The following is a 20,274-nucleotide window of genomic DNA, read 5'->3' as shown; positions in this document are numbered from 1 at the left end:
TCGTAGCCGCGCAGTACCATCGAAGGCCCGGTTTCGATCGGGCCTTTTCTTTTGTCCGCCGCCGCGCCATGACTGCGGCATGCCGATCGATGACAACATCATCATATCAGACGAAGCCGTGATCCATCCCGGTGACCTGCACGAGGATTTCATCCGCTCGTCGGGGCCGGGTGGTCAGAACGTCAACAAGGTGGCAACCGCCGTGCAACTGCGCTTCGACGCGGCCAGCGCGGCCGGCCTGTCGGAACGCGTGCGTGCCCGCACGATCAAGCTTGCCGGCCAGCGCGCCACCAAGGACGGCGTCATCGTCATCGAGGCCGGGCGCTTCCGCACCCAGGAGCAGAACCGGGCGGATGCCAGAGCGAGGCTCACGGCGCTTGTCGCCAAGGCCGCCGAACCGCCGCCGCCACCCCGCAAGAAGACGCGCCCCTCGAAAGGCGCGGTGGAGCGGCGGCTGAAGAGCAAGGCTGGACGCGGCACGATCAAGAAGCTGCGCGGCCGGGTGGAAAACGACTAAGCACCACACCAGCCGCGTGCATAAAACGGCTTTCCATTTCGCACCGCAGATGCGAGGTTTCGCCATTGCCACAGCAAGGGAGACCAGAGATGGGCATGTTCGATTTCGTCAAGAGCGTCGGCAAGAAACTGGGCATCGGCGGCGACGAGGAAGCCGCACCCACGGCCGACACGCTCAAGAAGGAGCTCGATTCACACAAGCTCGGCACCGATGGCGTGCAGGTCGTCGTGCAGGGCGACACGGCGGTGCTGAAGGGCGTGGTCAAGGACCAGTCGATCTTTGAAAAGGCGGTCATCGCCGTCGGCAACACGCTGGGCGTCTCCAAGGTGCAGGCCGACGAATTGCAGGTCGCGCCGGACGCCGGCAAGGCAGCTGCCCCGGCCAAGGAACCGACCTTCTACACCGTCCAGAAGGGCGATAACCTCTGGAAGATCGCCGAGAAAAGCTACGGCAAGGGCCAGGGCGCCAAGAACACCGCCATCTTCGAGGCCAACAGGCCGATGCTGACCCACCCGGACAAAATCTATCCGGGCCAGGTGCTGCGCATCCCCTGATTCGGCTGCCAGGCAGTCTCGAAACGGCTTAATCAAGCGCCGCGCATCCGAAAGGACGCGCGGCGTTTTCGATTTTTGCCCGTTGCGCTTCAGCGAGGCCGTGATGTTGCGGCCCTGACCCAGATAGCAATAGCCGCAGCAGTGCAATCGGCGACGGCTTTCGGGTCGCTGTTTTCCGTTGATGGTGGCATCTTGCGGGCTCGAACCATCTCAAGGTGCGCTATTCCATGCTCGTTCTGCCCAACGGCGTCCGCCACATGCCGGCCTATCTCTCCCGCGCTGTTCAGGAGGCGCTGGTCGAAGAGGTGAGAGGCATCATCCAGCAGGCGCCGCTGTTCGTCCCTGCCATGCCGCGCACCGGCAAGGAGATGAGCGTGCGCATGACCAATTGCGGCCCGCTCGGCTGGGTCACCGACAAGGAGCGCGGCTATCGCTACCAGCCGACGCATCCGCTGACAGGAGAGCCATGGCCGCCGATCCCGGAGGGCCTGCTCGAGCTGTGGCGGCAGGTGTCGGGCTATCCGAATCCGCCAGAGGCCTGTCTTATCAATTTCTACACGGCCGACGCGAAGATGGGCCCGCACCAGGACCGCGACGAGGCCGATTTCTCGGCGCCAGTCGTCTCCGTCTCGCTGGGCGACGATTGCCTGTTCCGGGTCGGCCAGACGACGCGCGACGGCGCCACCAAATCGTTCAGGCTGAAGAGCGGCGACGTCGTCGTGCTTGGCGGCGAGGGCCGTCTCGCCTTCCACGGCGTCGACCGCATCTATCCCTCGACCTCGGCGCTGCTCAAGAACGGCGGCAGGATCAATCTGACGCTGCGGCGGGTAACGAAGCCGCACGAGAACGCCTTATAAGCCGCTCCCGAGGCACGTCCCTATCAAGGTCGCAAGGGTCCTGGAAACAACAGCCGCAACTGCCTGGCAAGGCTGCGGTGCCGGGGCCGCCCGACGCTGTCACGCCTCGATTTCGAGAGCCGAAAGCGGCTTCGAGCAGCAGGCGAGGATGAAGCCGTCATCGATCTCGTGATCGAGGATGCCGCCATTGTGGCTCATCTCGACGGCGCCGGAGACTTTCTTCACCTTGCAGGTTCCGCACAGGCCGAATTCGCAGGCCGCGGGGATCCGCACGCCCGAGGAGCGCGCCGTCTGCAGCACGGTCTGGCCGGCGACGCACTCGGCATCGACATCCGAAAGTGCGAAGCGGATCGGTGTGGCCTCGACGGGAACGGCAATGCCGTCTTCCCCGGGCGACGCGAACGGCGCCGGGACTTCCTCCACCGCGGGGGCGGCAAAGCTCTCCTGGTGGTATTGCGTCATGTCGAAGCCGGCGGCTTCAAGCATGCCGCGCACGGCGCGCATGAAAGGATCCGGACCGCAGCAGAAGATCTCGCGTTCGCGGAAATCGGGCGCCAGCAGCGGCAGCCGGATCGCGTCGATGCGGCCCATATGGCCGTACCAGCCCTCGCGGCTCGACCGCTCCTCGATCATGAAGCCGAGCGACAGGCCCGGCATATGGCCGCCGAGCAGTTCGAGCTCCTTGCGGAAGATGATCTCTTCCGGGCGACGCGCGCAGTTGACGAAGCCGACATCGGTCCATGGCGCGCAATCGTTCAGCCAGCGCAGCATCGACATCATCGGCGTCACGCCGGAGCCGGCCGAGATGAACAGATATTTGGCCGCCGGATGGCTGTGCAGCGAAAAATCGCCGCTCGGCCCATAGGCCTTGACGTGCGAACCGGGCACCAGGTGATCGAACATCCAGCGTGTGCCGGTGCTGCCGGCCTGCGCCTTCACCGTCACCGCGATCGAGAACGGCCGCGACGGCGACGACGACAGCGTATAGGTGCGCATCAGCGGGCCGTCCGGCGTCGGCAGTTCCAGCGTCACGAACTGGCCCGGCTTGTAGCGGAACCAGGTCTGGTTGTCGGAGCGGAAGGTGAAGGTCTTGACGTCAGGCGCCTCGTCGCTGACGCCGATCACTTCCAGCACCTGCAGCCTGTCGTTCCAGGGCGCCATCTGGTCGAGATGGCGATAGAGGCCAAGATCCGTCATCGCGTTCATCCCCAAACCCCTCAGGCGACACTGCGCAGGGCCGGCCGGCCATCGTCGGCAAGGCGCGGACCGATGAAGCGGGCGTACCAGTCGACAAACTGGATCACGCCGCCCTCATGCAGCTCCGAATAGGGGCCGGGTTCATAGGCCGGCGACTGGATGCCGAAGGCGTTTTCCTCGACGATGCGGCGATCCTGGTCGTTGGTCTCGGTCCAGACATGGGTGAGTTCGGCAAGATCGTAGTCGACACCCTCGACCGCATCCTTGTGAATCAGCCATTTGGTCGTCACCGCGGTTTCCGTGGCGCTGATCGGCAGCACGCGGAAGGTGACGGCGTGGTCGCCCAGAATGTGGTTCCACGTCGTCGGATAGTGATAGAGCAGCAAGGAACCGATGCGGTCGTCGGAGACGCTGTCGGACAGGTTCTTCTTCACCGCCCGCTTGCCGGTCATCGTGTAGCTGACCGCATCGCGCAGCAGCGGCGCGCGGGTGGCGCGGTATTGCCCGGCCGGATCGATGCGGAACTTGCTCGGCAGGCCGGCCGCTTCGCATTTGGCCCAGTGTGCCAGCATCTCCGGATCGCTGTCGGCGCCTTGCACGCCGGTCACCGTCGGGGCTTCCGGGAAGGTTTTGCACAGCTCCGGGTGATTGCCGGCGCAGTGGTAGCACTCGCGGTTGTTTTCCCAGACGAGCTTCCAGTTGCCCTTCTCGACGATCGTGCTCTCGAAGGCGATCTTGGCTTCGCTGAGCCGGTGCGGCTTGAGATAGGGTTCGATCATCGCCCGCATCGGCGAGAAGTCGGCGGGTTCCTTGGCCAGGCAGATGAAGATATAGCCGGCCACGCTTTCGCAGGCGACCGGCTTCAGGCCGAACTGGCTCTTGTCGAAACCGTCGGCCATCTGGCGGGCAAACAGCAGCCTTCCGTCCAGCTCATAGGTCCATTGGTGATAGGGGCAGACCAGCTTGGCGGCCATGCCCTTGTCGGTGTTGCAGACGCGGCTACCGCGGTGGCGGCAGGAATTGTGGAAAGCGTTGATCTTGCCCTGCTGATCGCGCACCAGCACGACCGGATAGTCGCCGATCTGCACGGTGATGAAGCTGCCGGGCTTGGGCAGTTCGCAATCATGGCCGACGAACAGCCAGTCGCGATACCAGATCAGCTCCATGTCGAGCTTGAAGAAATCGGGATCGGTATAGAAGGGCTGCTCGAGCGAGAAGCCCTCTCTGCGGCTGTTCAAGAGCCTCAGCATATCGTTGCGCGCTTCCATGTCCTGTCCTCATACGTCAAGGACTGAACTGGTGGTGATTGAGGAAGGATGAGACGCAGGCCGGCGAAAGCCGGGCGCGCGCCATCCGCCTCTTGACCGCCCACCGCGATCAGTCGAGCTCAAAAATCTCGGGCTGGTTTCCGGGCTCTGGAGTGTCCTTGCGGACGGTCGCGACACCTTCCCAGGCTTTCGCCCAGTGGTCTCCCGTTGCGACTTGAACTCCACCACCGTTGCGGGGGCAGCGCCGGATTTTGACCGGCTTCCCAATTCTCCACCCCGTCGTCACGAAGCGGCACCTGAGATGACATGATCTAATCACGACGGCGTTTGCGACATCGGCATGAAAGCGACATCGCATCCATGCGGCGCGACACGCATGCGCAACGATCTGGGCGCGGACAGCGGTCACGAAAATCGTCTTCGCCGATAGCTGTACCTGGCTGTCAAAATCGACCCGGAACAGGGGCAAAAAAGGTTAACGGTTTCGAAAAGTGACTATTAGCGGATTCTAAAATCGAACCGAACGGTTCGTTTCTGTTGACGGTGCGTGCAGGACGGTGTGAACACTGGACCTCCGATACAGTCTGTGATCTTGCGGCTGGCTTTTATTAAGTGATTGATATCAAGAAGAAAAATTTATGGCGAGGAAACCTCTGGCACAATTTCAAGTGGTGGATTCTTGGTCCACACGGAACAACTTCGTGATTGGAAACGGCGATCTGGCTTTCCCACATCGGGGCTGTCCGAACGACGCGATTTCAATCCCAAGACACGCCGCTAGACGGACGGAAAAAATACTGGAGTACTAAAAATGAAAAAGATTGTTCTCACTGCCGCCGCCCTTCTGGCCATTTCCGGCAGCGCCTTCGCTGGTAGCGACCACTACGGTTCGAATGCCGCCGCAGCCACGACTGTCGACAGCTCGTACACCGCTTCGACCAAGAAGTCGGAACCGGCTGCTCAGACGCCTGCCCAGGGCGCAGATCACAACCTCTTCGGCAATAACTAACAACGGGTCCCGGCTAATGGCGGGCTTTCCGCCCGCCGCTCTGGCCGATCTTGAGAAACTCAGGAGACTAACATGAACAAGCTCATCCTTGCTGCCGCCGCCGTCCTGGCCATTTCCGGCAGTGCCTTCGCTGGCAGCGATAACTACGGTTCCAACGGTGCCAACCAGCCGGCCGCTGCGGTCGACCATTCCTACACGGCTTCGGTCGACAAGTCGGCTCCGGCCACCCAGGTGCCTGCTCAGCAGGGCGCTGACCGCAACCTCTTCGGCAAGTAATGCCGGTTCACGGAAATGGCGGCGATGCCGGCCATTCCCGTGAAATCCAGAAATTCAGGAGACTAACATGAACAAGCTCATCCTTGCTGCCGCCGCCGTTCTGGCCATCTCCGGCAGCGCTTTCGCGGGCAGCGACAACTATGGCTCCAATGGCGCCAACCAGCCCGCCGCAACTTCGGTCGACAACTCGCGTACGGCTTCGATCCGCGAGAGCGGCTCGCCCGTCTACAAGCTGCTCAATTCGTCGGGCGACGTGCAGAAGTCCGCTCCTCAGGGCAGCGACCGGAACCTCTTCGGCCGTTAACAGCCGAAGCTGATCTCCAAAAAAAGAGCGGCGGGCCTGGCCCGCCGCTCTTTTTTGTTGCCTTGACCCAGCAGGACCGGCGGCCTCAAGCCGCTTTTGCTTCCGGCTTTTGCAGCGCGAAGGAATGTCCGTCCGCATCGAAGATATGCAGGTCCTCGGCATTGGCGCTCAGCCGCAATGTCGAACCGCGCTTGACCTCGACATTGCCCGGCAGTTTGGTCACCAGCGGCAGGTCGGCGCGGCCGATATCGATATAGACCAGCTGGACCTCGCCGAGCTGCTCGACATAGTCGACCGTTCCCTCGAACAGATAGTCCGCGCCGCTGGCAATCATCAGGTCTTCCGGCCGCACGCCGAAACTGACCGCCGCGCCCTTTGCCGAGGCCGGCGTCGTGATCGGCACCGTCGCCTTGCGGCCGCCGACATGGTTGACGACGGTCGGGTTGCCGGTCTTGTCGATGGTTGCCGGCAGGATGTTCATGGCCGGCGAGCCGATGAACTGGGCGACGAACAGGTTGCCGGGTTTCTTGTAAAGGTCCATCGGCGTGCCGACCTGTTCGACATGGCCGTCCTTCAGCACCACGATGCGGTCGGCCAGCGTCATCGCCTCGACCTGGTCGTGGGTGACATAGATCATCGTCGTGTTGGGCATCGATTCCTTGAGCTTGGCGATCTCGATGCGCGTGGCGACGCGTAGCGCCGCGTCAAGGTTCGACAGCGGCTCGTCGAACAGGAACACTTTCGGATTGCGCACGATGGCGCGGCCGATGGCGACACGCTGGCGCTGGCCGCCCGACATCGCCTTGGGCAGCCGGTCGAGATATTTGGTCAATTGCAGGATTTCCGCCGCCTGCCGCACGCGGCGGTCGATCTCGGCCTTGTTCTCCTTGCCGATCTTCATCGAGAACGCCATGTTGTCGTAGACCGTCATATGCGGATAGAGCGCGTAGGACTGGAACACCATGGCGATGCCGCGCTTGGACGGCGGCACGTCGTTGACCACGTCGCCATCGATCTTGAGTTCGCCCGACGTGATTTCCTCGAGCCCGGCGATCGAGCGCAGCAAGGTCGACTTGCCGCAGCCCGATGGACCGACGAAGACGATGAACTCGCCCGATTTGATATCGAGGTCGATGCCGTGGAGAATGTTGAGATTGCCGTAGGACTTCTTCACTTGTCTCAGATTGACATCGGCCATTGGTGTCCTCCCAGTGATTTCCTCAAAGATTTCAGTCTATGCGTCCGAACCAGGCGGCGTAGCCGCCAAGCTCGATCGAACCGGTGCTCGCCTGCCCGGAAAACCCATGTCCCGGCAAAGGTTGCAGTGATCGGCTGCCAAGGTCAACCTTGGCCGGCTTGGCGCCGAGGTTAAAGACGCAGACAACCTGCTCATTGCCGGCGCGGCGCGTGAAGGCGACGGTGTCGCCCTCGCTTTCGATGAAGGTGATGTCGCCCTTGGCCAGCGCCGGATGGGCGCGGCGGAAGGTCAGGAAGCGCCGGTAGTGCTCGAGCAGCGAAGCCTGGTCGCCCTGCTGGACATTGACAGCCTGCGCCAGATGCTTGGCCGGCACCGGCAGCCAGGGCTTGGCCTGGGAAAAGCCGCCATTCTTGGCGCCGCCATCCCACACCATGGGCGTGCGGCAGCCGTCGCGGCCCTTGAATTCCGGCCAGAAGCGGATGCCATAGGGGTCCTGCAGATCCTCGAAGCGCAGTTCGGCCTCGCCCAGCCCGAGTTCTTCGCCCTGGTAGATGCAGACCGAGCCGCGCAGCGACATCAGCAATGCCGAGATGACCTTGAGATAGGCGACTGGGTCGGCTTCGCCGGCGGCCCAGCGCGAGGCCGGGCGCATCACGTCGTGGTTGGAAAACGCCCAGCACGACCAGCCGTCGCTGGCGACCTTGCCGAAAGCCTCCAGCACCGAACGCACCTTGGCGGCGCTGATCTTTTCCGGCGCCAGGAAGTCGAAGGAATAGCACATATGCACGCGCTTGCCGCCGGCCGTATAGGCGGCAACAACTTCCAGCCCGCGCTGCGAATCGCCGACCTCGCCAACGGCGGCGGTTGCCGGATATTCGTCGAGCAAAGCGCGGAAGCGTTCGAGGAAGCCGAGATTTTCCGGACGGCTCTTGTCGTAGAGATGGTCCTGGTAATTGTAGGGATTGACCGCCGGCGCGGTCTGGTCGTTGCGTTCTTCCGGCGGCAGCGGCGGATTGTTCTCCAGGCCCTGGCTGTGGAAGTAGAAATTGATCGTGTCGAGGCGGAAGCCGTCGACGCCGCGTTCCAGCCAGAAGCGGGTGACGTCGAGCAGCGCATCCTGGACTTCGCGGTTGTGGAAGTTGAGGTCGGGCTGCTCGGCCAGGAAATTGTGCAGGTAATATTGCTGGCGGCTGGTGTCCCACTGCCAGGCCGACCCGCCGAAGATCGACAGCCAGTTGTTGGGCGGCGTGCCGTCTGGCCTGGCGTCCGCCCAGACATACCAGTCGGCCTTGGGATTGGTGCGGCTCGACCGGCTTTCCTTGAACCAGGGATGGATGTCGGCCGTGTGCGACAGCACTTCGTCGATCATCACCTTGAGACCCAGCCGGTGCGCCTCCGCCGTCAGCGCGTCGAAATCGGCCAGCGTGCCGAACATCGGGTCGACGTCGCAATAGTCCGAGACGTCGTAGCCGAAATCCTTCATCGGCGATTTGAAGAAGGGCGAGATCCAGATGGCGTCCGCGCCGAGCGCGGCGATGTAGGGCAGCCGTCCGATGATGCCCTTGAGGTCGCCGATGCCGTCGCCGTTCGAATCCTGGTAGCTGCGCGGATAGATCTGGTAGATCACCGCGCCTCGCCACCAGTCGCGATCGACGGCGAGGTCAGGGTTCGAACTGGCTTTCAAAGCGGATTGCATGGTTTCAGCCTCCTTTCACCGAGCCGGCGAGCAGCCCGCGGACGAAATAGCGCTGCAGCGAGAAGAAGACGATCAGCGGCACGATGATGGTGATGAAGGCCGATGTCGTCAGAATCTCCCAGTTGCCGCCGCGAGAGCCGAGCAGCGCGTTGAGCTTGGCCGTCAACACGATCTGGTCGGGTGCCGTACCAAGGAAAACCATCGCCACTAGGAGATCGTTCCATACCCACAGGAATTGGAAGATGGCGAAGGAGGCCAGCACCGGGAAGGACAGCGGCAGCACGATCTTGACGAAGATCTCGAAATCGCTGGCGCCGTCGATGCGGGCCGATTCCATGATCTCGCGCGGCAGGCCGGCGATATAGCTCCTCAGCAGGTAGATGGCGAAAGGCAGGCCGAAGCCGGTATGCGCTAGCCATATGCCGAGATAGGTCTTCGACGGCACGCCGAAGAAAGTACCGACGCCGTTATAGAGCTTGAGCAGCGGGATCAGCGACATCTGCAGCGGCACCACCAGCAGGCCTATGATGACCGCGATCAGCAGCGCCCTTCCGGGAAACCGCATCCAGGCCAGCGCATAGGCGGCAAAGGCGGCGATCAGGATCGGGATGACGGTCGCCGGTATGGTGACGGTCAGCGAATTCATGAACGAGCGGCCGATGCCTTCCGAGAACAGCACGGTCTGATAGTTGTCGGTGGTGAATTTCGGCGGCGCCGACGAGGCATAGTAGAGGCGCTGGCCGCGGTCGCCTTCGAACGCCTTGGGCGAGGTCATGACGAAGCTGCCGTCGGCATTGACCTGCAGGGTGACGCCGTCACCCAGGTCGGCCGATGAGCCGGCCGGATATTGCGTCGGTGCCGCGGCCTTGACACCGAAGGCACTGATGTTGCGCTTGGCGCCATCGCCGAAGATGTTGCCCTCGAGGACGAACTTGCCGTCCTTCTGGGTCTGCGCCGTGGCGGGCGGCAGCCGCCCGGCCTCGGTCTGGCTGGAACTGGCGAACGAATTCCACCAGCCCGAGGCGACGATCTGGTCCTTGTCGCGCAGCGACGAGACCAGGATGCCGAGTGTGGGAATGGTCCAGATGGCAACGAAGACCAGCACCGCTATGTGGACGCCGAAACGGCTGACGAAGGATTTTCCAGTCGCGACGGCCATCTCAGTGTCCTCCCGTCTCTTTGTTCGCCTGGCGGATGTTCCAGACCATGATCGGGATGACCGCGATCATGATGATGATGGCAATCGTCGCGCCACGGCCGAAATCGCCGCCGCCGCGGAACATCCAGTCGAACATCAGATTGGCCAGCACCTGGCTGTTCCACTGGCCGTTGGTCATGGTCAGCACGATGTCGAACACTTTGAGCACGAGGATGGTGATGGTGGTCCACACGACGGCGATGGTGCCCCAGATCTGCGGCACCATGATCTTCCAGAAGATCTGGAACGGATTGGCGCCGTCGATGACGGCGGCTTCCAGAGTTTCTTCCGGAATGCCGCGCAGCGCCGAGGACAGGATGACCATGGCGAAGCCGGTCTGGATCCAGATCAGGATGATCATCAGGAAGAAATTGTTCCAGAACGGCAGCGATATCCACACCTGCGGCTGGCCGCCGAAATGCTGGATGATGGCGTTGAGCAGGCCGATCTGCACCTGGCCCTCGCCGCGATACTCGTAAATGAACTTCCAGATCACGCTGGCGCCGACAAAGGAGATGGCCAGCGGCAGGAAGATCAGGCTCTTGGCGATCGTGCCCCACCAGATCTTGTCGGTGAGCACGGCAATGATCAGGCCCAGGAAGGTGCAGGCCGCCGGCACCACCGCCAGCCACAGCAGGTTGTTCAGGATCGAGTGTCGGAGGTCGGGATCGCGAAGCGCCCACTCATAGTTGGCCAGCCCCACGAAACTGGTGCCGCCGCGGTCGAGGAAGGAAAGCCACAGTGTCGCGATCACCGGGTAGATCAGGTAGATGGTGAGAATGATCAGCGCCGGGCCGACAAACAGCCATGGCCGCACAAGGCCCTGCCGGCGTAGATTGTTGACGGCAGCCGCGCCGGTCACCCCACGCGAGGGGAAGGTCAGGTCCAGCAGTTTGTTGGCGCCCCAGAAGTAGGCGACACAGCCGCCGACGCCGATGATGATGACGAAAATGGCCGAGAAGATCTGAGCCGCCATGGGTCCCTCTCCCTGCGCATGACCAGCCAGGCAAGCTGGCGGTCGGATGCACCGACTTTGTGAGTCATTCGGAACAATCGAAACGCGAAGGCTTCCGGCGTATGCCGCCGGTCGGACCCGGGCCGTGGCCCGGATCCTGCAGGAGGATCAGTAAGGTTTTAGCTAGCCTGTAGCGACCTACTTGATTGCGTCCCAGCTCTTCTGGATGTCGGCGGCCACGTCCTGGGCAGATTTGCCGCCGACCAGATCGATCATGCCCGTCCAGAACGAGCCCGCGCCGACCTTGCCGGGCATCAGGTCGGAGCCGTCGAAGCGGACAGTCGTCGCTCCGACCAGGATCTCGCCCTGCTTCTTCAGCGCATCGCTGCCATAGGCATCCTTATTGGCGCCCTTGAAGGGGGTGACGAAGCTCTTCTGCGCCATCCACAATTCATGTGCGAGCGGCATTTCGAGGAACTTGATGAACTCGCGCGATGCCTTGGAATCCTTGGTGATCATCACCAGCGTTCCGGCGACCTCCAGGGGTGTGCCGAGTTCCGGCTTGGAGGCGTAGGGCGGGTAGGGGAAGAAGTCCGCGTCCTGGCCGAGCTTCACGCCCTCCGGGAAGAAGGAGGGGATGAACGATGCCTGATGGTGCATGTAGCACTTCGGCGGCACGGTAAAGAGGCCCTTCGGGCTGTCGCGGAAGTCGGTCGCGGCCACCGCCTTGGCGCCGCCATCGACCATCTTGTCGTCGGTGGCGATCTTGCCGAAGATGTCGATGGCGTTGACCACCGCCGGATCGGTGAACGGGATCTCGTTCTTGACCCACTTGTCATAGACTTCCGGCGGCTGCGTCCTGAGCATGATGTCCTCGACCCAGTCGGTCGCCGGCCATCCGGTCGCGCCGCCAGAACCAAGCCCGATGCACCAGGGCTTACCGCCATCGGCGATGATCTTCTTTTCGAGCTCGGCCAGTTCCTCCTGGGTCTTCGGCACCTTGTAGCCGGCTTCCTGGAAATTGTCGGGCGAGTACCAGACCAGCCCCTTCACGTCGATCTTGTAGGGAAAGGCATAGAAAGCCGACTTGCCGTCCTTGCCGGTATAGGTGCCTAGTTTGGCCCAGGAGTCGCCGGCGGCGTAGTTCTCCTTGATCCAGGCGGCGACGTCGTCGCCCAGCGGGGTCAGCACACCTTTGGAAGCAAGATCCTGGATAAGGCCCGGCTGCGGCAGGACGGCGATGTTCGGCGGGCTGCCGGCCTGGGTGTCGATGACGATCTGCTGCTCGTAGTTTTCGGACGAGGAGTATTTCACCTCCGCCCCGGTCGCCTCGGAGAAATAGTCAAGCACCGAACGGACAAGCGTCTCATCCTCGCCGCGCCACGGCCCGAAGATGGTCAGGGTCTCGCCCTTGAGGTCGACTTTCTTGAGGTCTTCAAAGTTTGCCCAGTTGAAGCGCTTGTCCTCGCCCGGCTTGAACTTCAGTTCGGCATGCGCAGGCGCATTCAGGGCGAACGTGGCAAACGCAACACCCAGCAAAAGCATTTTCTTCATCGGTATTCCTCCCAGTGGGTCACACACACCGGACGGAACCTCCATTCCGCCCGCCGACGCCGCAGGACTGTGACTCAGTCGCAAGGGAACCGCAACCTTTCGAAGAGTCTTCCAAAGCGCTTTGGCTTTTCCGATCACGCCATTGAATCATCCGAAAGTCAAGAGGCTCGGTAGCTAATCGATTTAATCTAGCGAATTTTGTCGCCGAAAAGTGCAGCGCAGCATGCTTTTTTGGCAGCGCAACAGCAATTTTCGTTTCAAACTGGCCCCAACCCCGACTATGGTCATCTCGATATCGTCGCGCCCTTGTGGTGATTGGGTCGATTCAATTTAAAAGCGCTTTGAGGGAATGGAGACCGTTGTGAACCTCAAGCAGCTCGCGCATATGCTGGCGCTTTCGCAGACCACGGTAAGCCGGGCATTGAACGGCTACCCGGAGGTCAACGAGGAAACGCGCAGGCGCGTCATGGACGCCGCCAAGCGCCATGGCTATCGCCCTAATCCCAGCGCGCGGCGGCTGGCGACTGGCAAATCCGGCATGATCGGTTATGTCCTGCCGACCGGCGCGGCCGTCGACATCGATCCGCATTTTGTCGAGTTCCTGTCGGGCCTCGGCGACTATGCCCGCTCGCACGAGCTTGACCTCGTGCTGTCGCCGGCCGATGCCGACGACCAGGAGACGACCTATCGGCGCATCGTCGCCAACCGGCAGGTCGATGCCGTCTATATCTCCTCGCCGCGGCCGCAGGACAGTCGGGTGGCGCTGGTCAGCACGCTCGGCATTCCCTTCCTCGTCCATGGCCGCAGCGAAGGCTTCGATTTCGACTATCCCTATCTCGACATCGACAATGAGGGCGCATTCCACGAAGCGGCGCGGCTGCTGGTCCAGCTCGGCCACCGGCGGCTGGCGCTGATCAATGGCGACGACCGCGAGACCTTCGCCATCCATCGCGAGCGCGGCGTGCGCCGGGCGCTCGCGGCAAGTGGGCTGAGCCTGGGCGAACGCCATGTTTGTTCTGTGGTCATGACCGAAGAGAACGGCTATCGCGCCACCAGGCGTCTGCTCGAGGAGGGCGATGCGCCGACGGCAATCGCCTGCTCCAGCCTGATCATGGCGCTGGGCGTCGTGCGCGCGGTGCGCGACCTAGGCCTCACCATTCCCGGCGATGTCTCGCTGATCGCCCATGACGACGTCTTCCCCTGGTTGAAGCCGGAAAATTTTTCCGTGCCGCTGTCGACGACGCGCTCGTCCATCCGCCTTGCCGGCGCCCGCGTCGCAGAGCGGCTGGCGGCGCGGATTTCAGGGCTGGAAGAAGGCGCCCGCGGCGAAGTCTGGCCGGTCGATCTGGTGATCAGGGGATCGGTTGCGGGAGCGCCGGCCTAGTCTAGGACCTGACCTCGATCAGGGGTCGGGTGCGCCCTGTTTGCGCCCTGCGTATCCCTTAGTCCGGACCGGGATCACCTCACATGGATCCTATTAACGCCGCATTAGCCCGCCTGCTCCAACATGGGCGGATGAACACCGATCAGCCCAGCGCGGTTTTCGGCCGGCGCGGGCGCGAGAGTCGCGTCCCGGCGGCCCCGATTGGGCGCACCGCAAGACCGACGCGCCCTGTCGGCCATATCGTGTTTCTGCTTGGCTTAACGGGCCTTTTGCTGACGGTCGGCGCTGGGATCTTCTGGACGTTGCCAGGGATCGGGAAGGCAAATGCGGAAGCCGCGCGGACCGAACAGAAAGTGGTCGAAATCGTCAACCAACCGATTACACATCTGCCTCGGTCCGGGTCATTCACGGTGTTTTCGCCAGGCTGGTTTCATGCGGGTGCGACCAAGCCGGACTTCAACAATGTCGACATCCGGACCACACAGGAACGCCTCTATGAGGGTCATGTCACGTCAGACCTGAACCCCACCGAAATGTTCATCGGCAGCGAACTCGAATTCAACGCGATGACCAAACATTTCTACACCGACCAAACACTGCCCAAGAAGCGGCTCTCCGACACGGAAATGGTCGAGATCAACGGTCTCTACCGCGTCATCGGCCATGACGAGCAGGCGGCATTGATGCGATGGCTTGTTATCTCAGGGCTGGCGGTCGTTGGGCTTTGTCTCGCATCCGCGTTGCTTCTGCAGATCGGCCGAACCCGGCAGCTCCCGGCGGCATAGACCGGAAGCTCAGAGGAAAATTCACTCATTCGCCGCCTCGGCCGCCTTGATGTCCAGCAGCCCGTAGCCAAAATCATTGTCGCGCCCCTTTGGGCCGAGATCCTTGGCGGTGGCTGCCAGCGCTTTCTCGATGTCGTCGGCCGAGCGGCCAGGCGAAGCATGGAGGAGATTGGCGATGGCGCCGCTGAGGATCGCCGCGGCGAAAGAGGTGCCGGTAACGACATCCGAGCCGGCGCCGCTTGGCGCCACCATCTCGACGCCGGGCGCCGAGATGAAGACATAGGCGCCGCGATTGGCCTGCGGCATCAGAGCGTCCTTGGCGTCGGTCGCGGTCACCGCGATGACGCCGTCGAAGGCGGCCGGGTAGCCATAGGGTGCTTTCGGTCCGTTGTTGCCGGCGGCGGCGACCAGCACCATGCCGAGCGCGCGGGCATTGCGGCAGGCGGCGCCGAGCAGGTCGTTCTTCGGTCCGACGAAGCTCATATTGATGATGCTGACATTCTGTTCCGCCGCCCAGTCGAGCGCCGACAGGATGACATCCATGGTCGACTTGCCGCCTTCGAAGGCGCGGGCGTGGTAGATCCTGGCGCCCGGCGCCATGCCTTCCAGGGCGCCGACGCCGGCGATCAGCCCGTCGATCGAGGTGCCATGATCACGCTTTTCGACCGGCACGTCGGGCATGGCGTCGAACTGCGCGGCGATGACACCGGCCAGCGCCGGATTGCTGTCGTCGATGCCGGTATCGATGACGGCAACGCGGACGTTTTGGCCGCTCGCCTGTTTGGCATCGAGCGCGATGCGGTCAAAGGCATAGTTGACGATGCCGGCGGCCTGCTGCAGCGAATAGATGTGGTTGGGCTCGCGCCGCTGCGTGCGGCCGTCGGCGGCAAGTTGGGCCAGCACGACGCCGACGGGACGACCGTCGGGAATGCCGAAGCGTACCAAAGTGGTGCCGAGCAGGCGTGACTGGCGCTGCGAGCGCACTTCGAGGCCGAAGGAGGCGGCGATCTGCTGCACGGCGCCGGCATCGCCGTCAACCGTCACCAGCACCTCGTCGGGCACAAACTCGCCGGCCACGGCGCGCGGCGGCTGGACGGCGACGAGATCGGTCGGCGAGACGATCGGCCCGCCGGCCGGCGGGCCGGCCTGATTGTTACCGGGCGGCGTGACCGGCTCCGGCTGCGGCGTCGGCACCGGTGCCGGAGGCGCGACCGGATTGGGAAACAGGTCGACGATCAGGGCGGGAAGAAAGACGGCGGCCGCCTGGTCAGGACCCGCACCGCCGGCATTGTCGCTGGCGCTGCCGTCCTTGGCGCAGTCGGCGCCGGCCGCGTTGCTGCCGTTTCGGCAGTCGGTTTTCGTCTGGTCGCCCTTGGCGGCATTGGTCTGTGCCGACGCAGGCACGGCGGCGATTGTCATCGCCGCCGCCAGGATCGCCGCAAATCGAAGGGCCGCCTCAGCCGCCATTAACCGGTTTCCTTCCCTCGATCACAGTGTCGGCGAATGGCTGGGCGGCAATAAGGCTGAGCTGCTTGGCATAGTCGGCTGCGTTGGCGGCGGGAATGCCGATCCGGAACACGCTGTCCGCGGTCGGTCCACCGATGACCTTCAGCCCGTTGCTGCCGAGGAATGCCGAAATGTCCGACATCTTCGCATCCGGTTTGAACTTGACCAGGGCGAACGGCATTTTCGCCAGGTCGTCTTGCGCGCCGGCGATTTCGAAATCCTTGCCCTTGCCGCCGGGCTGCACCAGGGACTGCACCGCGATCAGCAAAAGCAGGACCGCGGCCGCCGCCCAGGCGACGCCGACGGGCACCGCCATGAAGCGGGCCCAGGCATGCGCCAGCCAGGACGAACCTGCTGGCTTGCGCGCGGGTCCGGCCTCGGCGTCGAGTGCCTTGGCGAAGCGGCTGAGCGCGTCGGCGGGCGGGCGGATGGCTTCATTGGCCGCCGATGTGCCGGAGAATTCGGCTTCGGCCTCGCCAAGGGCTGCCATCGCCGCCGGATCGGTCGCCAGCCACTCCTCGACGGCTTCGAGGTCGGAACCTTCCAGCGAGCCGTTCAGGTAGAACGGCAGCAGCGTTTCCATTTCGTCGCGGCGCGACATTTTTTCAGCGGCGCTCATGGCCACCCCCTGTCGTAACCGGCGGCCTTGAGGGCCTCGCCGAGTTTCTTGCGGGCGTAGAACATCCGGGTCTTGACCGTCGCGACCGGGATGGCGAGCACCTCGCCGATCTCGGTTACCGACTGTCCGTGATAATAGGCAAGGTCGATCACCGTGCGGTGTTCTTCGGGCAAGGCGTCGATAAAGCGGCGCAAGGCGGCGGCCTTGTCCTCTTTCATGGTGACGACCTCCGGCGTGTCGGCGCTGTCCGGCACCGCGGCGGCCGCCTCGTCGTCGACCCAGTCTTCCTTCTTCTTGCGCAGCAGCGACAGCGCCTTGAACCGGGCGATGCCGAGCAGCCATGTCGAGACTTCGGAACGCCCCTCGAAGCCTGGCGCCTGGCGCCACAGCTCAAGGAACACCTCGTTCGCGATATCGTCAGCCATCATTTCCGATCCCGTCTGGCGCGCCACGAAGCGGTAGACCCGCGCGTGGTGACGCATGAACAGGAGCCGCACGGCGGCACGGTCGCCCTTCGCGACCCGGTCGACGAGCGCGCGATCTGTCTCCGTCGCTGCCGTCATGGCCGGTCGAGCCGCCTGGCTCCTGTCTGCTCTGTCGCCGGTCGGTCCAAAAAGGTTCATCCTCCGCCAAGGAATTTGCGGAGGCTAACTGAAGAACGGGGCGGTTGCCAGTAGGGACGCCTTTCCTTCCCCCCCTTGTGGGGGAAGGTGGATCGGCGCGCAGCGCCGAGACGGATGAGGGGTGCTCCAGCGGAGTGAGACGTTGGCTTTTCCCGGAACACCCCTCATCCGACCTCGCTTCGCGAGGCCACCTTCTCCCGCAAGGGGAGAAGGAAAGGCGACCCGCTCAACCCAAGAAAGGCTTCGCCTTCATCGTCGCCGGTACCGGCACGCCGAGCCGGCTCAGCACCGTCGGCGCCAGCTGCAGCTGGTCGAGCAGCGTATCGGCTTCAGGCCCTTGGCCTTGTCCGAAATAATACAGCGCGAAATCCTGCATCTCGTCATCATGGCCGCCATGGTGGCCGCGGTCGGTCTGGCCATGGTCGGCGGTGACCATCACCTCGTAGCCGGCCGCGATCCAGCCCGGCAGGAAGGCGGCCAGCATGCCGTCCATCGCGTAGACGGCATGGTCCATCTCGTGGCAGTCATGGCCGAAGCGATGGCCCATGGAGTCCAGCGTGCAGGTGTGCAGGATGCCGTAGTCGATGCCGTGGCGTTTGGTCAGCATGGTCAGCGTCGCGAACAAATCGACGTCGCTCGGCGTCATCTGGTTGCGGGCGTTGTAGCCGGTCATGGTGTGGAAGCGGCCATGCGTGATCGGCCCACCCGGCTCGTCATACTCCATGTCCTCGACCAGGTCGAACGGGTGGGAGCGGAAGAATTCCGACCAGTAGGAGTGGGTGACCGCCCCGGTCCTGCCGCCGGCCTTGCTGACTTCGGAGAAGATGTCGGGCTGCCCGACGCGGAACCGATTCTCATTGGAAAGGATGCCATGCACCTGCGGCGACACGCCGGTGTGGATCGAGGCATAGCAGCAGGCCGAGGTCGACGGCAGCACCGAGCGCATCTTCCAGACCCGCGCTTCACCCGATTGCACCCAGCCTTCGAGATTGCCCATCAGCCGGCGCCAGTTGCGATAGGGAACGCCGTCGAGGATGATCAGCAGAAGCTTGGATTTGAGCGCCATGGGCTGCTCCATGATGTCTGGCTGTTGAAACGGGAACGCCGCGTGCCGTTTCTGGCACACGGCGTTCTTGTATGTAAATCAGACGGGGCACGTGAATCAGACAGGCAGGGTCCGGCTAAGCGTTGAGCCAGCACTCACCAAGCGCGTAGCCATCCATCATCTCGCCGATCGGGCTCTTGGCAAAACCGCCGATCTTGTTGGTAGTCGCGGCATCGATGAACTGGTTGAAGAACGGCACGATCAGGCCGCCCTCGTCGCGCATCAGGACCGCCATGTCGTGGTAGATCGCCTTGCGCTTGGCGTGGTCGAGCTCGCCGCGCGCCGCAAGCAGCATCTTGTCGAATTCCGGCCGCTTGAAGCGCGTGTCGTTCCAGTCGGCGGTCGAGACGTAGCCGGTGGAATACATCTGGTCCTGCGTGGCGCGCCCGCCCCAGTAGGAGAGCGAGAAGGGCTGCTTGTTCCAGACTTCCGACCAGTAGCCGTCGCCGGGCTCGCGCTTGATCTCGATCTTGATGCCGGCCTTGGCGCAGGACTGCTGATAGAGCTGGGCGGCGTCGACGGCGCCGGGGAAGGCGACATCGGAAGTGCGCAGCAGGATCGAGCCGCTGTGGCCCGACTTCTTGTAGAGAGCGGCCGCCTTCTCCGGATCGAACTTGCGCTGTTCGATGTCGGTCGAAAACAGCGGGTAGGCTTCGTTGATCGGGAAGTCGTTGCCGACCGAGCCATAGCCGCGCAGGATCTTCGTCAGCATTTCCTCGCGGTCCATGGCGAGTTTCAGCGCCATGCGCAGGTCGTTGTTGTCGAAGGGCGCGGTGTCGCAGAACATGTTGAACGGGTAGTAGCCCTTGCCCGACACGTTCTCGATGCTGACGCCGGGGATGCGCTTGACCAGGTCGACGACCTTGGGCTCGACGCGGTTGATCATGTGCACCTGGCCGCCCTGCAGCGCCGCAAGCCGCGCGGTGGCGTCATTGATGACGACGATCTCGATCTGGTCGGCATGGCCCATCTTGTCGCCTTGCCAGTAATTGGCGAAGCGCTCGCCGCCATGGCGCACGCCGGGCTGGTTGACGGTGACCTTGTAGGGACCGGCGCTGATGCCGGCATTGGGATTGTCCTTGCCGCCATTCGGCTGGATGACGAGGTGGTAGTCGGCCATCAGATAGGGGAAATCGGCGTCGGCATCGCCGAGCGTGACGATGACTTCCTTGCCGCTTGCCTTGACGCCCTTGATGTTCTTGAGGATGCCGAGCGCACCGGATTTGGACTTCTCGTCGGCATGGCGCTCGATGGTGGCGGCGATGTCTTCGGCGGTGACGGTCTTGCCGTTGTGGAACTCGATGCCGTCGCGCACCTTGATCGTCCAGGTCTTGGCATCCTTGGATGCGCCGATCTCCTGCGCGATCATATTGGTCAGGCTGTTGTCGGGCATCAGCCGGACCAGATATTCGCCCCACTGCTTGCCGAAGCTGAAGGTGACCTGGCTGAGGTTCAGCGCGGGGTCGAGGCTGTTGGTCGACTCGCCGCCCTGCAGGCCGGCCTTGAGGATGCCGCCCTTGACCGGCGTCTGTGCGAAGGCTTTCCCGGCCAGCGTCGTTGCCAGCGCCGCCGACACACCCAGTGCCGCCGTGCGGCCAAGGAAGTCGCGCCGCGATATCCGGCCCTGGCCGGCGAGATCGGCGAGATGGTCGAGTTCCGTCTTCATGTT

The 20,274-nt window shown here is 63.3% G+C and carries 20 protein-coding genes and 1 riboswitch; of the genes, 8 read left to right on the top strand and 12 right to left on the bottom strand.

All coding sequences use genetic code 11. The annotated features are described in order from the left end of the window. Positions 1 to 79 precede the first annotated feature (79 nt). The 3 genes from arfB to JG747_RS01945 all read left to right on the top strand — a co-directional run bounded on the left by arfB (position 80) and on the right by JG747_RS01945 (position 1,928). A complete protein-coding gene (gene arfB, locus JG747_RS01955) occupies positions 80 to 517 on the top strand; it encodes an alternative ribosome rescue aminoacyl-tRNA hydrolase ArfB (RefSeq protein WP_038651522.1) in 438 nt (145 codons plus the stop codon). Between the two features lie 89 nt (positions 518 to 606). Then, positions 607 to 1,071 (top strand): peptidoglycan-binding protein LysM, encoded by a 465-nt coding sequence (gene lysM, locus JG747_RS01950; RefSeq protein WP_019862690.1) that lies wholly within the window; start codon positions 607 to 609, stop codon positions 1,069 to 1,071. Positions 1,072 to 1,298: 227 nt separating this feature from the next. After that, positions 1,299 to 1,928, top strand: a complete 630-nt coding sequence (locus JG747_RS01945) for an alpha-ketoglutarate-dependent dioxygenase AlkB family protein (protein ID WP_202361049.1) — start codon at positions 1,299 to 1,301, stop codon at positions 1,926 to 1,928. Between the two features lie 99 nt (positions 1,929 to 2,027). On the opposite strand, the gene JG747_RS01940 is transcribed toward JG747_RS01945, so the two are convergent. Together JG747_RS01940 and JG747_RS01935 are read right to left on the bottom strand one after the other, a co-directional pair. Further along, a complete protein-coding gene (locus tag JG747_RS01940) occupies positions 2,028 to 3,125 on the bottom strand; it encodes a hybrid-cluster NAD(P)-dependent oxidoreductase (RefSeq protein ID WP_202362216.1) in 1,098 nt (365 codons plus the stop codon). Positions 3,126 to 3,145: 20 nt separating this feature from the next. Continuing rightward, entirely contained in the window at positions 3,146 to 4,393 is a 1,248-nt protein-coding gene (locus tag JG747_RS01935; protein WP_202361048.1) for an aromatic ring-hydroxylating oxygenase subunit alpha, read from the bottom strand. Positions 4,394 to 4,507: 114 nt separating this feature from the next. After that, positions 4,508 to 4,708, bottom strand: a riboswitch (cobalamin riboswitch). Positions 4,709 to 5,204: 496 nt separating this feature from the next. On the opposite strand from JG747_RS01935, the gene JG747_RS01930 reads away from it, so the two are divergent. From JG747_RS01930 to JG747_RS01920, 3 genes are all read left to right on the top strand, one after another. After that, positions 5,205 to 5,402, top strand: coding sequence for a DUF680 domain-containing protein (locus tag JG747_RS01930; protein ID WP_019862694.1), 198 nt, complete (start codon positions 5,205 to 5,207; stop codon positions 5,400 to 5,402). A 72-nt stretch (positions 5,403 to 5,474) separates the two neighbouring features. Continuing rightward, positions 5,475 to 5,678 carry a DUF680 domain-containing protein gene (locus JG747_RS01925; RefSeq protein ID WP_019862695.1) on the top strand — a complete coding sequence of 68 codons (204 nt, stop codon included), beginning with the start codon at positions 5,475 to 5,477 and terminating at the stop codon, positions 5,676 to 5,678. 67 nt (positions 5,679 to 5,745) lie between these two features. Beyond that, the gene (locus tag JG747_RS01920) at positions 5,746 to 5,982 is read left to right on the top strand and encodes a DUF680 domain-containing protein (RefSeq protein WP_019862696.1); all 237 of its coding nucleotides are present in this window, start codon (positions 5,746 to 5,748) and stop codon (positions 5,980 to 5,982) included. Positions 5,983 to 6,067: 85 nt separating this feature from the next. Here JG747_RS01920 and JG747_RS01915 read toward each other — a convergent pair whose 3' ends face one another. From JG747_RS01915 to JG747_RS01895, 5 genes are all read right to left on the bottom strand, one after another. After that, the gene (locus tag JG747_RS01915) at positions 6,068 to 7,180 is read right to left on the bottom strand and encodes an ABC transporter ATP-binding protein (RefSeq protein WP_069090789.1); all 1,113 of its coding nucleotides are present in this window, start codon (positions 7,178 to 7,180) and stop codon (positions 6,068 to 6,070) included. Between the two features lie 31 nt (positions 7,181 to 7,211). Then, positions 7,212 to 8,876, bottom strand: coding sequence for a beta-galactosidase BglA (gene bglA / locus JG747_RS01910; RefSeq protein ID WP_202361047.1), 1,665 nt, complete (start codon positions 8,874 to 8,876; stop codon positions 7,212 to 7,214). Between the two features lie 4 nt (positions 8,877 to 8,880). Beyond that, positions 8,881 to 10,035, bottom strand: coding sequence for a carbohydrate ABC transporter permease (locus JG747_RS01905; protein WP_019862700.1), 1,155 nt, complete (start codon positions 10,033 to 10,035; stop codon positions 8,881 to 8,883). A 1-nt stretch (position 10,036) separates the two neighbouring features. Beyond that, positions 10,037 to 11,050, bottom strand: coding sequence for a carbohydrate ABC transporter permease (locus JG747_RS01900; protein ID WP_069090792.1), 1,014 nt, complete (start codon positions 11,048 to 11,050; stop codon positions 10,037 to 10,039). 177 nt (positions 11,051 to 11,227) lie between these two features. After that, complete coding sequence (locus tag JG747_RS01895) at positions 11,228 to 12,583, bottom strand: ABC transporter substrate-binding protein (RefSeq protein ID WP_019862703.1); 1,356 nt, start codon at positions 12,581 to 12,583, stop codon at positions 11,228 to 11,230. A gap of 361 nt (positions 12,584 to 12,944) precedes the next feature. Between JG747_RS01895 and JG747_RS01890 the strand changes: the two genes are divergently transcribed. Together JG747_RS01890 and JG747_RS01885 are read left to right on the top strand one after the other, a co-directional pair. After that, positions 12,945 to 13,967 carry a substrate-binding domain-containing protein gene (locus JG747_RS01890; protein ID WP_027047654.1) on the top strand — a complete coding sequence of 341 codons (1,023 nt, stop codon included), beginning with the start codon at positions 12,945 to 12,947 and terminating at the stop codon, positions 13,965 to 13,967. Between the two features lie 83 nt (positions 13,968 to 14,050). Then, a complete protein-coding gene (locus JG747_RS01885) occupies positions 14,051 to 14,752 on the top strand; it encodes a hypothetical protein (protein WP_171903237.1) in 702 nt (233 codons plus the stop codon). 21 nt (positions 14,753 to 14,773) lie between these two features. Here JG747_RS01885 and JG747_RS01880 read toward each other — a convergent pair whose 3' ends face one another. From JG747_RS01880 to JG747_RS01860, 5 genes are all read right to left on the bottom strand, one after another. After that, complete coding sequence (locus JG747_RS01880) at positions 14,774 to 16,219, bottom strand: S8 family serine peptidase (protein ID WP_069090794.1); 1,446 nt, start codon at positions 16,217 to 16,219, stop codon at positions 14,774 to 14,776. Continuing rightward, positions 16,209 to 16,877: an anti-sigma factor gene (locus tag JG747_RS01875; protein ID WP_083246914.1), complete on the bottom strand. Its 669-nt coding sequence runs from the start codon at positions 16,875 to 16,877 to the stop codon at positions 16,209 to 16,211. Before JG747_RS01875 ends, JG747_RS01880 begins: the two co-directional genes overlap by 11 nt. Beyond that, entirely contained in the window at positions 16,874 to 17,440 is a 567-nt protein-coding gene (locus JG747_RS01870) for a sigma-70 family RNA polymerase sigma factor (RefSeq protein ID WP_202361046.1), read from the bottom strand. The genes JG747_RS01875 and JG747_RS01870 overlap by 4 nt, the downstream gene beginning before the upstream one ends. 286 nt (positions 17,441 to 17,726) lie before the next feature. After that, a complete protein-coding gene (locus JG747_RS01865; RefSeq protein WP_038653702.1) occupies positions 17,727 to 18,566 on the bottom strand; it encodes an alkaline phosphatase family protein in 840 nt (279 codons plus the stop codon). Positions 18,567 to 18,681: 115 nt separating this feature from the next. After that, positions 18,682 to 20,271: an ABC transporter substrate-binding protein gene (locus JG747_RS01860; protein WP_069090796.1), complete on the bottom strand. Its 1,590-nt coding sequence runs from the start codon at positions 20,269 to 20,271 to the stop codon at positions 18,682 to 18,684. Positions 20,272 to 20,274 lie beyond the last annotated feature (3 nt).

The sequence above is a fragment of the Mesorhizobium sp. 131-3-5 genome, from assembly GCF_016756575.1.
GTDB lineage: Bacteria > Pseudomonadota > Alphaproteobacteria > Rhizobiales > Rhizobiaceae > Mesorhizobium > Mesorhizobium jarvisii.
This window is presented reverse-complemented; position numbering and strand designations above follow the sequence as displayed.